The sequence below is a fragment of the Thioalkalivibrio sp. HK1 genome, assembly GCA_000583135.1.
In the GTDB taxonomy this organism is placed as follows: domain Bacteria; phylum Pseudomonadota; class Gammaproteobacteria; order HK1; family HK1; genus HK1.
The window spans coordinates 1-15,275 of record JFBG01000009.1; the positions used below are offsets into that span (position 1 = coordinate 1).

7 protein-coding genes are annotated in these 15,275 nt (G+C 59.5%); 4 read left to right on the top strand and 3 right to left on the bottom strand.

The features are described 5' to 3' along the window. The 3 genes from BF99_RS23280 to BF99_RS0102920 form a co-directional block, all read left to right on the top strand. Nucleotides 1-3,834: beta strand repeat-containing protein (locus BF99_RS23280; protein ID WP_025769683.1), on the top strand; the 3,834-nt coding region annotated here is incomplete at its 5' end. A 511-nt stretch (nucleotides 3,835-4,345) separates the two neighbouring features. Continuing rightward, the gene (gene selD, locus BF99_RS21780) at nucleotides 4,346-6,805 is read left to right on the top strand and encodes a selenide, water dikinase SelD (protein WP_156013135.1); all 2,460 of its coding nucleotides are present in this window, start codon (nucleotides 4,346-4,348) and stop codon (nucleotides 6,803-6,805) included. 317 nt (nucleotides 6,806-7,122) lie between these two features. Further along, nucleotides 7,123-7,581, top strand: coding sequence for a hypothetical protein (locus BF99_RS0102920; RefSeq protein WP_231471291.1), 459 nt, complete (start codon nucleotides 7,123-7,125; stop codon nucleotides 7,579-7,581). 329 nt (nucleotides 7,582-7,910) lie between these two features. On the opposite strand, the gene BF99_RS0102930 is transcribed toward BF99_RS0102920, so the two are convergent. The 3 genes from BF99_RS0102930 to BF99_RS0102940 all read right to left on the bottom strand — a co-directional run bounded on the left by BF99_RS0102930 (nucleotide 7,911) and on the right by BF99_RS0102940 (nucleotide 11,964). Further along, a complete protein-coding gene (locus tag BF99_RS0102930) occupies nucleotides 7,911-9,449 on the bottom strand; it encodes a type I restriction-modification system subunit M (RefSeq protein ID WP_038097085.1) in 1,539 nt (512 codons plus the stop codon). Next, nucleotides 9,446-10,054 (bottom strand): restriction endonuclease subunit S, encoded by a 609-nt coding sequence (locus tag BF99_RS22760; RefSeq protein WP_156013136.1) that lies wholly within the window; start codon nucleotides 10,052-10,054, stop codon nucleotides 9,446-9,448. The genes BF99_RS0102930 and BF99_RS22760 overlap by 4 nt, the downstream gene beginning before the upstream one ends. A 365-nt stretch (nucleotides 10,055-10,419) precedes the next feature. Further along, nucleotides 10,420-11,964 (bottom strand): trimethylamine methyltransferase family protein, encoded by a 1,545-nt coding sequence (locus tag BF99_RS0102940; RefSeq protein ID WP_025769692.1) that lies wholly within the window; start codon nucleotides 11,962-11,964, stop codon nucleotides 10,420-10,422. Nucleotides 11,965-12,732: 768 nt separating this feature from the next. Here BF99_RS0102940 and BF99_RS0102955 point away from each other — a divergent pair. Then, on the top strand, nucleotides 12,733-15,168 hold the full coding sequence (locus BF99_RS0102955) for a GcvT family protein (protein ID WP_025769694.1): 2,436 nt from the start codon (nucleotides 12,733-12,735) through the stop codon (nucleotides 15,166-15,168). Nucleotides 15,169-15,275 lie beyond the last annotated feature (107 nt).

The window sequence follows — 15,275 nt, forward strand, 5'->3', positions numbered from 1 at the left end:
GCCTTCACGACCACCAACTGGAACGTGTACCAAACGGTGACGGTAAGCACGGTCCATGATCAGGATACCGTGAACGATAGCGCGAACATCACCTTGACGGCCGGCTCGAATTATGGTGGCGCGACCGGTCTGGTCAAGATCACCATCACGGATAACGATAGCGAGAACTTGAACCTGCCTTCGGGCACCGTGACCGTCGCCGAAGGCGGCAACGCCACCTTCGATGTGAGTTTGAGTACCCAGCCCAGCGGTGGTGTCACGGTGAGTTTGTCCTTGCCGAGCGGCACCGATCTGAAACTCGACAAGACAGCGCTCACCTTCACCGTCGGCAACTGGAGTACGGCGCAGCCGGTGAAAGTGACTGCAGCCCAAGACCATGATGCCTCGGACGATAGCGCGACCATCTCGGTATCGGCCATCGGCGGCGGTTATAGCGGTAGAACCGGCCGCGTGAATATTTCCGTAACGGACGACGACACACCGGCCCTATCCCTCACATCGAGTTCGCTGAGCGTCACCGAAGGCGGTAGCGTTACCTTCGATGTGAAGTTGGCGACCCTGCCGAGCGCGAATGTCAACGTGACGCTGACCGCGGGTAGAAACCCCGACGTGAGCGTGGACAAGACGACGCTTGCCTTCACCCCCGCCAACTGGAATACGGCGCAGAGGGTGACGGTGAGCGCCGCCGAGGATGACGATCTGGATAACGATGGCGAAAGCATCGTCTTGTCGGCCTCGGGTGGCGACTATGTCAGTGTCGAAGAGAGTGTGAACGTCACGGTTACAGATAACGACAATGCGGGTCTGACGGTTTCGCCGACCACCCTCGATCTGACCGAGGGCAGGCAAGGCACCTTCACCGTGCGGTTGACGAAGCGCCCGAGCGACGATGTCAGCGTGACCTTGACCTTGCCGAGCGGCTCCGATGTGAGCGCAGACAAGGCCTCGCTCACCTTCACCGACGACGATTGGGATAAGACGCAGACGGTCACGGTGAGGGTGGCCCAAGACGACGATGCCGTGGACGACGGCACGAGCGTCATTTCCCTGGCGTCGTCGGGCGGCGGCTACGACAATCTGAGCGAAAGCGTGAGCGTCGATGTGACGGACGACGACGAAGAATCCTTGGTGCTCCCGCCCAATGCGTTGAAGATCGCCGAGGGGGGGAGCGGTCGCTTCGCGGTGAGCCTTGCGACCTTGCCGAGCGGCACCGTTTCGGTGACGCTCACCCAGCCGAGCAACCCCGATGTGAGGGTGGATGCCGATCCCGATGCCAACGGCGAGCAGACCGTGTTGACCTTCACGAGTTCGAACTGGAACACCCCACAATTGGTGGCGGTGCTCGTGGGCGATGACGATGATTCGTCGAACGAGAGCGCGAGCATCACCCTGTCGGCCACCGGCGGCGGCTATGCGGGCAAGACCGGGAGTGTGGGTGTCGAGGTGGAGGATGACGATAGCGATGCCCTGGTGATCACCCCCAATCCCTTGAACTTCGCCGAGGGCGAGAGCGGCACCTTCACCGTGAGGCTGGCGACGCTGCCGAGCGCGGATGTGACGGTGGCGGTGCAGCCGAGCGATAACGCCGATATATCGCTCGACAAGACTTCGTTGACCTTCACCCAGGCGAACTGGAAAGAGGAGCAGACCGTCACCGCGACCTCGATTCAAGATGACGATATCGAATCGGACGAGGCCACCGTCGATCTATCGGCTTCCGGCGGCGGCTACGACGGGGTCGGTTCCGCGCAGAGGATCGTGGTCACCGATGACGACGCCGCGGGACTGACGGTCTCGCCGGGAAGCCTGCGGATCGACGAAGGCGGCAGCGCCCTTTTCACGATGAGATTGGTGAGGCAGCCGAGCGGGGATGTGATCGTCAATCTGGATGCGCAGAACAACCCCGACGTGACCCTCGACAAGACGACGCTCACTTTCACCAGCGGTGCGTGGAATACGAGCCAAACGGTGAGGGTGAGCGCAAACCATGACGCCGACGATAGCGACGAGAGATTGGTGATTCTCTACACCGCATCGGGGTCCGGCTATGATTCGGTATCGGGCGATGTGAGCGTCGAGATCGTCGATGACGACGAATCTTCGACCACGCTCCCGGCCAATACTCAAGGCATGATTACCGTGAGTTTGGAGGCCATCCAGATCGACGAGGGCACGCAGGGCTCCCTCGATGTCGGGCTCGACGGTATCGCCCAAGCCTCGGATGTCACCGTGTTCTTGACGAATATCAACCCCGATATCACCCTCTCGCCGAGCACTCTGACATTCACCCCCTCGAATTGGAACGAGGATCAACGTATCTCCATCAAAGTGTCCGGCGATGCCGACGGTATCGACGATAGCGATACCATCACCCTCGCCGCCACCGGTATCGATGTGCCATCGAGGCAAGTGAGCGTCAGCGTGAGAGACGACGAAGAATCGTCTGCGGCGGGTGAACGGGGCACCATCGTCGTGAACCCCGGAACCCTCGTGATCGGCGAGGGCTCGTCGAAGACCTTCACCGCCAGACTCGTCGGTAATGCACCCCTTGGGAACGTGAACGTCTTGCTGGGCAAGACCAACGACGATATCGCGATATCACCGCAATCGCTGACCTTCGATTCATCGAATTGGGAATCGGATCAGGTGATCACGGTGACACTGGCCCAAGATGACGACGAGGTGGACGATGCTGACACCATCACCTTGTCGGCCATCGGCGGCGGCTATGACCGAGCGAGGCGGAGCCTTGCGGTCGTCGGCATCGACAATCCGGGCACGATAGAAGTCTCCACCGATCGGATCGGGCTGGTCGGTGGCGGCGATCCGGTCTCCTTTGTCGTCCGGCTCGGGATGAGGCCGACGGGCACGCAGGTGGTCATCGTTTCGCTGTCGAGTTCGAATCCGGGTATCGAGATCACCCCGCCCTCGCTCATCTTCACCGCCGACAATTGGGATACGGGTCAAAGCGCCGGTGCCAAAGCCGCTGCGGATAGCGATCGACAGGGCGGATTGGATATCATCACCTTGGCCGCCACCGGCGGGAACTATTCGAGTGCGAGCCGGACAATCTCGGTGTCCTATACCGAAGGCGGTTCGCAACCGCCGGCGACGCTATCGGATCCGGTGAAAACGCAGGCCTTGGCGATGCCGTCGGCGGTTTCGGGCGATCAGTCCACCTTGTTCGTCCACTGCAAGCAGGATACCCCGTGCACGGTCTATCTCGATTGCTCGGCGCAAAGCGACGGCTCGGCCCTCCAAGGAGCGATCCCGGGCGAGATACCGGCTCGAGGGATAAGAATGCTGACGGCGCAGGATATCGAGACGCATGTCGGTGATTCATGGTCGGGCAAGGGACGGTTGGGCTGTGCGCTGAGGAGTGCGCACCGGATCGACTCCCAAGTCTGGACCCGTTCGGGGGATGGCGTGTTGGTCAATAACAGCGCCTATCTCAGCAGCTACCTCGAAGGTCAGAGGTATCGGGCGGATATCGAGTCGATCACCTCGCCGGATGGCTTCGAGAAATCGAATATCCGCATCCGCTGCACGGCGTCGGGCGCCATGAGCTGCACATCGACCCGGTTCACCTGCTATGAGGATGACGGGACGCGATACGAGAGCGACACCTTCGAGATCGGAGCCTCGGTGGTGCGCCACGTGCAAAGCGAGGAGCTGGCGGGGATGATCAATCATCGCTGGCAGGGGATGGGAATGACATGCGAGCTGCGTTCGGACGCCCCCTTCACGGTGCAGATATTGACACGGACCGGGGGCGGCGGGGCGCTGGTGAACAACAGCGCCGGTGGGGAGGTGAGGATCGGATCGGGAGGTTGAGCGCCGCTCGCTATCGGCGGTCATCGACGATCGCCGGAGGTCGCCGCGCGCGGAGCGATTTTCAAGGCGATGGGCTCGATCGACCGAATTCCCGTCCATCGATCGCAAACCAAGCGCATCGAGTCCCCGCCTTGACAAGGCATCGGGATCGGCGGCGCTGAATTCATGTCCCTCGCACCGAGAGGGTTTCGGATAGGACAAGACAAGTTCCCCCTCCTGCGGATGCTCGCCCGACTCGAAAACATGGATCGTAAAGCGCAGCGGAAGATCCGATGCCGACGGTCGGGTGGCATGATCTTCTACATACCCCTTGTGCGATCTTCATCGGACTCGATCGATCTCTCGCGCTCTCGTTTCGAATTCCAAGGATCCATGATCCCCTTCGATTCGATGGATCTTTTCACATACCGGCATCGCTCGAATTTCCATCGCCGCCTCCCCTCGCCTTTTGCATCAAGACGATAATGCATCGCATGATCGCGCATCGGAACTTGGGCTTGAAAATCGCCTCATGAGTCTTTGGCCTTCTCCTCCCCCGATCTTCAAGGATCTGGTTTTGATCGGCGGCGGGCACGCCCATGTCATCGTTCTTAGGCGATTGGGCATGAAGCCGATACCGGGGCTTCGGATTACCCTGATCAGCCCCGATTCGCAAACTCCTTATTCCGGCATGCTTCCCGGTTTCGTCGCCGGGCATTATGGATACGACGATATCCACATCGATCTCGGCCCGCTGACCCGCTTTGCCGACGCCCGCTTCTTCCGGGACGAAGCCATCGGGCTCGATCTCGAACGCCGCCTCGTTCAGTGTCGCAACCGTCCGCCGGTGCGCTTCGATCTGCTCTCGATCGACATCGGCTCCGCTCCTTGCCTGCATGACACCCCGGGCGCTGCGCCCGCTTCGGGAAAGGAACCGGCGGTGATCCCGGTCAAACCGATCGGCGAATTCGTCTCGCGTTGGCACGCCCTCGTGGAGCGAGCGCTCACTCGCAAAAGACCGATGCGGATCGGGGTGGTCGGCGCCGGGGTCGGCGGAGTGGAGATGGTGCTTGCGATGCAGCACGGACTGCGCAAGCGGCTCGAAGCCGTCGGAGACGATCCGAGTCGTTTTCGATTCGACCTTTTCGCGGGCGAATCCGGCCTTCTTCCTCGCGCATCCGCCAAGGTTCAAGACATCTTCGCCGGGGTATTGGCCAAACGAGGGGTGCACTTGCACAGCGGCCATCGGGTCGAGCGGGTCAGCAGGTATGTGAACGCTCACTCTCTTACCGACTCGGCGGAGATCGATTTACCGAGAGAGCATCCGGCAGATCTCGAGTCCGCCGATATCGACGATCCGAGCCGATCCATCGATGCAAGTGAGCGCTCACTTCGAGACCCGAAGGCTGTAAGAGCGGCGTTCGAAAAGCCGCTGCCTTGCATCTTGCACCTTGCCGGAGGCGAAAAGCACGTCTTGGACGAGGTGCTTTGGATCACGCAAGCCGATTCGCAGAACTGGCTCGCCGCTTGTGGACTTGCAACGAACGAGCGCGGCTTCGTTGCGGTCCACCCTAGCCTCGAATCGATCTCGCATCCCGGCATCTTCGCCGCCGGGGATTGCGCCTCGGTATCGATGCACCCCCGAGAAAAGGCCGGCGTCTTCGCCGTACGCCAAGGACCCGAACTCGAGGGCAATCTCCGTCGGGTTCTCTACGGTCGCCCTCCTCGAGGATTCACCCCCCAACGGAATTATCTGAGCCTGATCAGCACCGGAGACCGTTATGCAATCGCCACCCGGGGCGGATTGCCGACATTGAGGGGGGCATGGGTGTGGGGGTGGAAGGATTGGATCGATCGCCGATTCATGCGCCGTTTTTCCGACCTCCCGGAGATGATAAAAGCATCCCCGGCGCCGATGGCGGTGGCGAAGGACGAGAGCGGATCGTCGAGGCTATCCGATGCGATGCGATGCGGAGGGTGCGCAGCGAAGGTGGGGCGGGACTCTCTTGCGCGAGCGATCGGTGGGATCGAGCCCTCGATGGGCGACGACGTGCTGATCGGTCTCGATGCCCCCGACGATGCCGCGGTGCTCGATATCCCGCCGGGGATGCTCGTCGTGCGCAGCGTCGATTTCTTCCGCGCGATGATCGACGACCCTTATGTCTTCGGCCGCATCGCCGCCAATCACGGCCTGAACGATATTTATGCAATGGGCGCCGAAGCGCAAAGCGCGCTGGCGATCGCCACCTTACCTTACGGTCCCGATGCGAGGATCGAGGATACCTTGGCTTCGATGATGATCGGCGCCGGCGAGGTGCTGCGGGAGGCCGGAGCCTCCTTGGTCGGCGGTCATAGCGGCGAGGGGGCGGAGCTCGCGCTGGGTTTTTCGATCGACGGACTCGTCTTGGCCTGCGACCTCCTGCGCAAAGGCCCGATCGGGCCAAGGGAACGACTCGTTCTGACCAAACCTCTGGGCACCGGAGTTCTGCTCGCCGCCGATATGAGAGCGAAGGCCAAAGGGGCGTGGCTGGCCGGGGCAAGCTCGATGATGCAGCGCTCCAACCGCCGAGCGATGCACCTTCTACGGGAATACGGGGCAAGCGCTTGCACCGATGTCAGCGGATTCGGGCTGCTAGGGCACTTGACGGAGATGGTGCGGGCATCGCAGGTCGATGTCGAAGTGGAACTCGCCGCCCTTCCGGTGCTTGCCGGGGCGCTCGATTGCTTCGCCGCCGGCATCAAGAGCACTTTGCACCCGCAAAATCTCGAAAGCGCTCTTTCCACATGCGATATCGCCGAGGACTTGCCTCGAAACCCCCGTTGGCCGCTGCTCTTCGACCCCCAAACCGCCGGCGGACTCTTGGCCTCGCTCCCCGAGGCCAAAGCCGATGAGTGTGTGGAACGCCTGCGCGATGCCGGTTACGAGGATGCCGTCGTCATCGGACAAAGTCGGGAAGGGATAAAGGGCTCGGGTAGGGTAAGACCTATTTGACCTTCTGGCCCCTCTTCTACCCGATCCGCTCGCGCTTGACTTTCGGCGCACCGCCTTTGTGAATGACGGGAAGTCTTATTCTCGAATTCATGCCAAGTGTGGTGGAAAGCCAAGCATGGTGGAAAGATCGTAAGACGAATCTTCCGGCAAGCGATGCGCCCTTTCTTTGTCGGATATCTTAAAATGACCGGCGGGGTTCCAAACGCATCATGATCTTCGTTCCATCGATCCGATGACCGAGACGGCGGTGAGGGGGCTTGACATTCGCTCTCGGATTTGGTAAAGGTTGAGGTACGAACTCAACCGGGGATAAGTCAATGAGAATATTTGCGATAGTTGCGATGCTTGCCGGGCTCGTCGGTTCGGCCCATGCGGGCGTTTCCTGCGATGCCGAAGGATGCCCGCCCAGCGACTCCGCTTCGCTCGATGAATTCGAGTGGTTCGAGCGGCTGCCCGATTCGAACAAGCCGGAGGCGATGGTCGCCGAAAGCGAAAAGAGCGGATGGATCGAAACCAAGCCGACCGATGAGCCGCTGATGACCGCCCAGCCGACCGGTAACGGCGGATTCCTTTCTCCGCCTAAGGCTAGCAATGAGCAGGTCGAAAACCCGACGATGTTCGCCGATATCCGCATCGGCGATCCGAAGCCGATTTGCGGCACCGATGCTTGGGCGTGCTTCAACGGTACGGATGATGACAGCCCGATCATCCGAGACGTCGGGATATTCGGCGTATTTGCAAGCAATCACGGCTGCTTCCACCCCTCCTGCGACTAACGCGTACATTCCAATCCCGCCGGGCTCTCGGCTCGGCGGGATTTTCTTTGCATCTCGTTTTGCCCCGTGGAGATGGACCGATAAGAATATCGACGGGGTTTCAATATCGGCTAAAACGCCGGCGCATTATTTTGGGTAGGGCGCGCCGTTTTCATATCCCTCTTGCAAATCCATAACGGGCGAGAGGCTAATCGTGCATTCGAAAAACCCGCAGGATCGGTGCCTTGCGAGCGATCATCGAAAGAAAGATCGAAGGAATATGCGGCATTGCAGGGTTCGCCCTCTCGGATCATCCTTGGAAGAGGCAAGCGAACAACCCTTCGAATCATCTAGCGAGGTTCGCTGGATTTTTCCTCTCCCATGAGCATGCCGTCCAAGAGATATTTCATCTCCGCCCGAAGATCGGACAGTTCGCTTTCGAGTTGGGAGATCTGACGATCGATGGCTAAGATATCGATTTCCTCTTCATCCTCGAAGGTATTGACATAGCGAGAGATGCTGAGGTTGAAATCGTTCTTGATAATCTCTTCCGGGGGTGCAAGGTACGCATATCGATCGATATCCCGGCGAGCCCTATAAGCATTCAGGATTTTCATGATATGAGCGTCTTCGAGGGTATTTTGGTTTTTGCTGGAGGTATATTCGGAACTGGCATCAATGAACAGCACATCCCGCTCGTGTTCGCGCGCTCCGCCGGGCTCTCGAGCCCGATCGAAAATGACGATGGCGACGGGTATGGACGTGGTCGTGAAAAGATTGGCAGGTAGCCCGATCACCGTATCCACCAGATTTTCCTCGATGATCTTCTGGCGGATCCGTTTCTCGGAGCCGCCCCGGAAGAGGACCCCGTGCGATACCACCACCGTAATCCGACCGTGCTTCGGTTTCGCAACCTCCAGCATGTGCATGATGAAGGCATAGTCGCCGCGTGATTTCGGGGGTATGCCTCGCCAGAAACGGCCGTGGATATCGGTTTTCGCTTCGTTGGCGCCCCATACATCCAAAGAATAGGGGGGGTTGGCAACGATATTATCGTATTTGATCAGGCGATCCCGATCGATGAGCTTCGGATTTCGCAGTGTATCGCAGCGCTCGATACGGGCCGAATCCACCCCGTGCAAGAACATGTTCATACGGCATAGGGCCCATGTCTTGTAGATATTCTCCATCCCGTGCAGAGCGTAGTCCTGGTTGCTGATCGATTTGGCGGCCTGCAATAACAAGCCCCCCGATCCACAGGCGGGATCGCAGATCAAGGCTCCCGGTTGCGGATTGCATAACTTGGCAACCAGCCACGAAATCTTTCGAGGAGTGAAGAATTCCCCGGCTTTTTTACCGGCATCGGTGGCGAATCGTTCGATGAGGTAGATATAGGCATCGCCGATGATATCCCGATCGACCTTGGAGGGCCGCAAATCCAGCTCGGGCCGATTGAAGTCCTCCAGCAGTTGTTTGAGCAGAGCGTTTCTCTCTTTGGTTTCCCCCAACTCCCTCTCGGAGTTGAAGTCGACGCTGAAGATATCTTCCAAACTGGCTCTGTTCTTGGCTTCGATGGCGGCGAAGGCCTTGTTGATACGATCGCCGATATCGATATCGTTTCGATTATCGTAAAGGTCATAGAAACTGGCCCCGTCGGGCAAAACGAAGCGCTCGAGCCCGAGCAGTATCTTGACTCGCTCCGGGTTGTTCTCGTATTCCCGTTCGAGCATCTCTTTTCTCTCGGCCCAGACATCGGAAATATATTTCAAGAAGAGCATCACCAAGATATAGTCTTTGTAATCGGTGGCGTCGATCACTCCCCTGAAGGTATCGCAGGCCCGCCAGACCGCCCGATGGATGTCTTCCAAACTGACAGTGTTTTTGCTCACCAAACCCTACCCCGGTGTTCGAAGTGCGATGCCCCGAATACGGTTTTCGACAGGACTTGGTGGGTCCGTTGCTGGCTGATGCGATCGATCCGGGTACGCAGTATCCGTTCTTGCATCGCCAAGTGGGCGATACGAGCGATGCGCCGCTGGCGTTCGCGGGGCGGCAGCGGGATTCGGATATCGTTCAGCTCCGAGAGGTTGACGGCCAACACCCCCGAGCCCTCGGCTCGACTGCGCAAGTGTCTTTGTATGACGGGGCTGTTGATGCACCACAGGAGGTAGCTCGGATCCACAACGGTGATATCCGGTCGGATGCGTACCAACGGGGCGGCGATGACGGTATTCCCCAGCGGCCTTTCGACCATCACCGAGGTGAAAGTCAGTCCGCGAGATCGAAAGATCAAATCCCCGGCTCGCAAAATCTGAATTCTCCGCAACCGGTTCAGGTCGGTGCGAACCAGCCCCTCGAGATCGATTTCATTTCCGATATGTGGAAGATCGCGCATTTGGATGACGTTGATGGAGCCCGTCCGAATGTGCTTCAAGCGGGTCCTAAAGGGCACGCCCAAGCCCACATCGGCGATTTCACTCAATCGACGGTTCATTTTTTTGCGGAAATCCATTTCCTGCAGTTCATGGCGGATAAGAGTATAGAGACGGATGATCGATATTGCAAGTGCTGAAATTTTGTTTCTGCAAAATAAAGGATTTTGAAAAGGCGGAAGAGATGCCCCTATCAGAGCATTCAAGTCATCGATCTTCGAAGTGCGAGGGTCATAAAGCGACGAGACATCCGGGTGGCCGGGCGATACCCCTCGAAGGCTCGGCCTGCGCAGATATTCGCTTCTCTTCGAGGGTTCGGCATCGATATCGATGCCGAGTATCGAGTGCGTGTGGGTCGCAGCCGCGCCCGCCGTCGATCCGAGTTCGAATCGAGCCTTTCGGACCACGTCCCGAAATAGCGAGGGATTCAGTAATTCATATCCGGAGCGGATGCCTTGCGTTCGGCGATGAAGGCGAGAAGCGCCTCGTCGATCGCCGGATCGATCGCCGGCTTCTCGTAGCGTTCGAGCATCCCCTTCCATAGACGGTTGGCGCGGGCGATGCTGTCGAGCGATCCTTCCGCTTGCCACTGCTCGAAGCTGTTGTTGTCGGCCAAGGGCGAGCGGTAGAAGGCATGTTCGAAATTGGCGCGGGTATGGGCCGCTCCGAGGAAGTGATTGCCGGGGCCGACCTCTCGGATCGCATCCAGCCCTTGGGCGTTCTCCGTCAGCTCCACGCCCTTCGAAAAGATCGCCATCATCTGCGCCTGATCGGCATCCATCACGAATTTCTCATATCCCATCACCAGTCCGCCTTCGAGCCACCCGGCGACATGCAGCATGAAGTTGACCCCGGCGATCATCGCATGCTGAAGGGTATTGGCGGCCTCGTAGGCCGCTTGGGCGTCGGGCAATTTCGATGCGCATAGACCGCCGCCGCTGCGAAAGGGCACTCCCAAACGCCGGGCCAGCGATCCGATGACATTGAGCACGAGCTGCGGTTCGGGGGTGCCGAAGGTCGGAGCCCCGGATTGCATCGACATCGAACTCGAAAAAGTGCCTAAGATCACCGGGGCTCCGGGGCGTACGAGCTGGGCGAAGGCCATCCCCGAGAGGGCCTCGGCGAAGAGCTGGGCGCAAGTGGCGGCGATGGTGACCGGGGACATCGCTCCGGCGATGCAAAAGGGAGAGACGATGGTCGCTTGCCGATGGCGGGCGTAGACCTTGAGAGCCCCGATCATCGTCGCATCCCATACCAAGGGGGAGTTGGCGTTAATGAGGCTGGTGATGACGGTGTTCTCCTCGACGAAATCCTCCCCGAAGACGATCTTCGCCATCGCCACGCTATCTTCGGCCCGCTCGGGAGCGGTCACCGAGCCCATGAAGGGTTTGTCGGAGAAACGAAGATGGCTGTACACCATATCGAGGTGTCGTTTATTGACCGGGAGATCGACCGGTTCGCACAGCGTCCCTCCGCTTAGATGAAGGCCGGGAGAGTCCTGGGCCAGTTTGACGAAGTTGCGAAAGTCCTCGATGGTGGCATAACGGCGGCCCTCGTCGAGGTTGCGGATGAAAGGCGGACCGTAAGCGGGGACGAGGACCGTATGAGCCCCCCCGATCCGAACGCTGCGATCGGGATTGCGGGCATGCTGAGTGAATTCCGCCGGGGCGTTGGCGGTGACCAGCGAACGGGCGAGACCTCGGGGGATCCGTACCCGCTCCCCGTCGATATCGGCGCCGGCATCGCGCCACAGTTCGAGGGCCTCGCGATCGTCGCGAAACTCGACCCCGACTTCCTCGAGGATCGTTTCCGCATTGCGCTCGATCAATTCGAGCCCTTCGTTCGATAGCACATCGTAAACCGGAACCCGGCGCGTGATGAAGGCGGCCTCGGGTGCGGGGGTTGCACTTCTGGCGGCCTTTCTGGCCTCGCGCCCTCCGCTTCTTCCACGCCCTCGTCTTTCGCTACTCATGCGGATGACCTCTTGTTGTCATGGTGGGGTATCTCGTTTTACACAAGGGCGATCTTCGGGTCCTCGCGATCGAAAAGGCGCATATCGAAGGGTGTCGCCGGTGGCGACGGTATTCGAGACGATCGAGCCCGTCTTTGCGAAAATCATCCGCGACAATCATTCGATACCGCCGATGTCGGTGAACGATGTTAGGTGGTCGCTTTGCCCGTCGATCTCCTTATCGAGCGGTCGAAGGCACTATTTGCCTCAGGATAGGTGTCGATGATATTCTCATCTTCGAATCTTGCAACGATATCGAAGGCTTGTAGGGTGTTTGCGCTTTATAGATAGAGCGGCGAAAAGGAAAGGCGAGGCGGATATTCGGGCGAAAAATCCCCGACATAAGCACGATTGACAGGCGGTATTTCAGCGAGGCCATCGATGGCAAGGGGGGCGGAATCGATGCCGGGGACGACGCTTGCGATGACGGGGCCAATCGATTCCTTCCTTCGATGAGACTTCTCGATACGATTTCTCGATACGATTTTTCGATACGATTTCGGCCCAAGCCCCTTAAAGTATCCGAGTTCGAAGCATCCGAGCCCGCCCCCTGCCTCGCCCCGGCGAATCGATCGTGCCCTTCGATGCCATCGGGGCCGGGTGAAAAAGGGGGTATCGCGGAACGCTCGTTTCGGCCGATCGGTATCCGAAGATGGTCGTCGCTCGAAAATACCACCGTCTTCGGTGCAATCTTTTCAGTACCCGCAATCTTTCCAAGAGTGATTCATGATGAAAACGCATGCTCGCGCAGTGGTGATCGGCGGAGGAGTGGTCGGGGTCGGTACGCTTTATCACCTCGTCAAAAAAGGCTGGTCGGATGTGATGTTGTTGGAGCGCAAGGAATTGACTTCCGGCTCCACTTGGCACGCCGCTGGATTGTTGCCCTTGTTCAACATGAGCTATTCGGTGGGGCAAATCCATAAATATTCGGTGGATCTCTATCATCGGCTCGTCGAGGAAACCGGTCAGGATACCGGCCTGCGTCCGGTCGGCAATATCCGGTTGGCCACGACGAGGGATCGGATGGATGAATACCGTCAGTATGCGGGGGTGGCGCGCACCATCGGGGTGGATGTGCGCTTTTTGGAGCCCGATGAAGTCAAGGAGGTTTGGCCGCTGTGCAATACCCGAGGATTGGTCGGGGCGATCCGCCATCCCGGGGATGGCTATGTGCAGCCTGCGGATCTGACCCAAGCCATGGCCGCCGGCGCTCGTTCCGGGGGGGCGCAGATCCATCGCAATGTCGAAGTCACCGCCATTTCGCGCACCCCCGGGGGCGAATGGTGCCTCGATACCACTGCAGGTCGGGTGGTTTGCGAGCATGTCATCTGTGCCACCGGGAACTTCGCTCGGCGGACGGGGGCGATGGTCGGGCTGTCGATCCCCGTCATTCCGGTGCAGCACCAATACATCGTTACCGAGCCCCATCCTGAAATACAGGCGCGACACGAGCGGGGGCTGTTCGAGATGGGGGTTTTGCGCGATTCCGAGGGTTCCTGGTATATGAGAGAGGAGCGGGGCGGGTTGCTTTTGGGTCCCTACGAGCGAGGGGCGCCCGCTTGCTATGTCGACGGCCCCGCCGAGGATTGCGAGTACGAACTGTTTCAAGAGGATCTAGAGCGTCTCGCCCCGCATATCGAATCCGCCATCCACCGGGTACCCGCCTTCGGCGAGGTCGGGGTCAAGAATATCTACAACGGGGCGATCTGCTATACGCCCGATGGCAGTCCGATCATCGGCCCTGCTTGGGGGCTCGATAATTTCTGGCTCAACGAGGGACATAGCTTCGGGATCACCGCCGCCGGCGGCGCGGGATTTCAGCTCGCGGAATGGATCGTCGAGGGCCGGCCCACCATCGACATGATGGGCGTCGATCCGCGTCGTTTCGGCGATTATGCAACCCGAGCCTATCTGATAAAGAAGAACGAAGAGGCCTACGCCAACGTCTTCACCGTCCACTATCCGGATGAGGAACGCCCCGCCGCCCGACCTTTGCGCACCTCGCCTTGCCACGATCGGCTGCGCGATCGGGGGGCGGTATTCGGCCAGAAATTCGGTTGGGAGCGGGCCAACTGGTTCGCCCCGCAAGGGGTCGAGCCGGTGGATCACTGGTCGTTTCGCCGCTCGAAGTGGTTCGAGCATGTCGCAAGAGAATGTCGCCATGTCGCGCAGAGTGTCGGCCTGTTGGATATGAGCGCCTTCGCCAAATGTCGGATCGCAGGTCCCAAGGCAAAGGAATTCCTCGATTTCTTGTTGGCCAATCGCATCCCGGCTCGCAGCGGACCGGTTCGCCTTGTCCATTCCCTCGATCCGAGCGGCGGAGTGCATTCGGAATTCACCCTCTGGCGCGAAAGCGAGGAGAGTTTCTATCTCGTTTCGGCCGGGGCCTTCGCCCGAATCGATCACGATTGGATTCGACGCCATCTTCCCAAAGACGGCTCGGTGCACTTCGAGGATATCACCGCCAAACTCGGGGTTTTGGTGATAGCGGGCCCTCGATCCCGGGATTTATTGGCCAAGGTGACGGATGCGGATCTTTCCAACCCCGCCTTCCCGTGGCTGAGCGGGCGCCGGATCGATGTCGGCCTCGCCTCTTGCCTTGCCTTGCGGGTCAATTACGTAGGCGAGCTCGGATGGGAACTGCACCACCCCATCGAATGCCAGAACCATCTCTTCGATGTCTTGATGGATGCCGGGCGCGATTTGGATCTCGCCCCTTTCGGCATTCGAGCCATGGACTCGATGCGCCTTGAAAAATCCTATCGCATGGTGGGTACGGAACTCTCCATCGAATATGCGGCGTTGGAGTCGGGCTTGGATCGTTTCGTCCATCTCGACAAGGGGGATTTCTTGGGTCGAGCCGCCTTGAAGCGCTGGCAGGAGCGGGGTTTTTCCAATCGCTTGGTCACTTTGGAGGTGCATGGAACGAGCGATGCCGATGCCTTGGGCAGCAATCCGATTTTTGCCGATGGGGAATTGGTGGGTCGAGCGACGGGCGGCGGCTACGGATTTCGCATCGACAAATCCTTGGCGCTGGCGATGGTGCGTCCCGAGTGCGCCGAGATCGGCACGCAGCTGACGATGGATATCTTGGGCACCCCCCATAGCGTGAGCGTGATCGACGAATCCCCGTGGGATCCGAATAACGAAAGACCCAGGAGTTGAGCGTTTGCCCGATCCCGGCGTCGGTTCGGGGTCGGTCCGCTTGGCCGAAGCGATTCCCCCTTGCTTCCAAGGACACGGGCATCGGTCACGGGCGTCGTCGATATCCC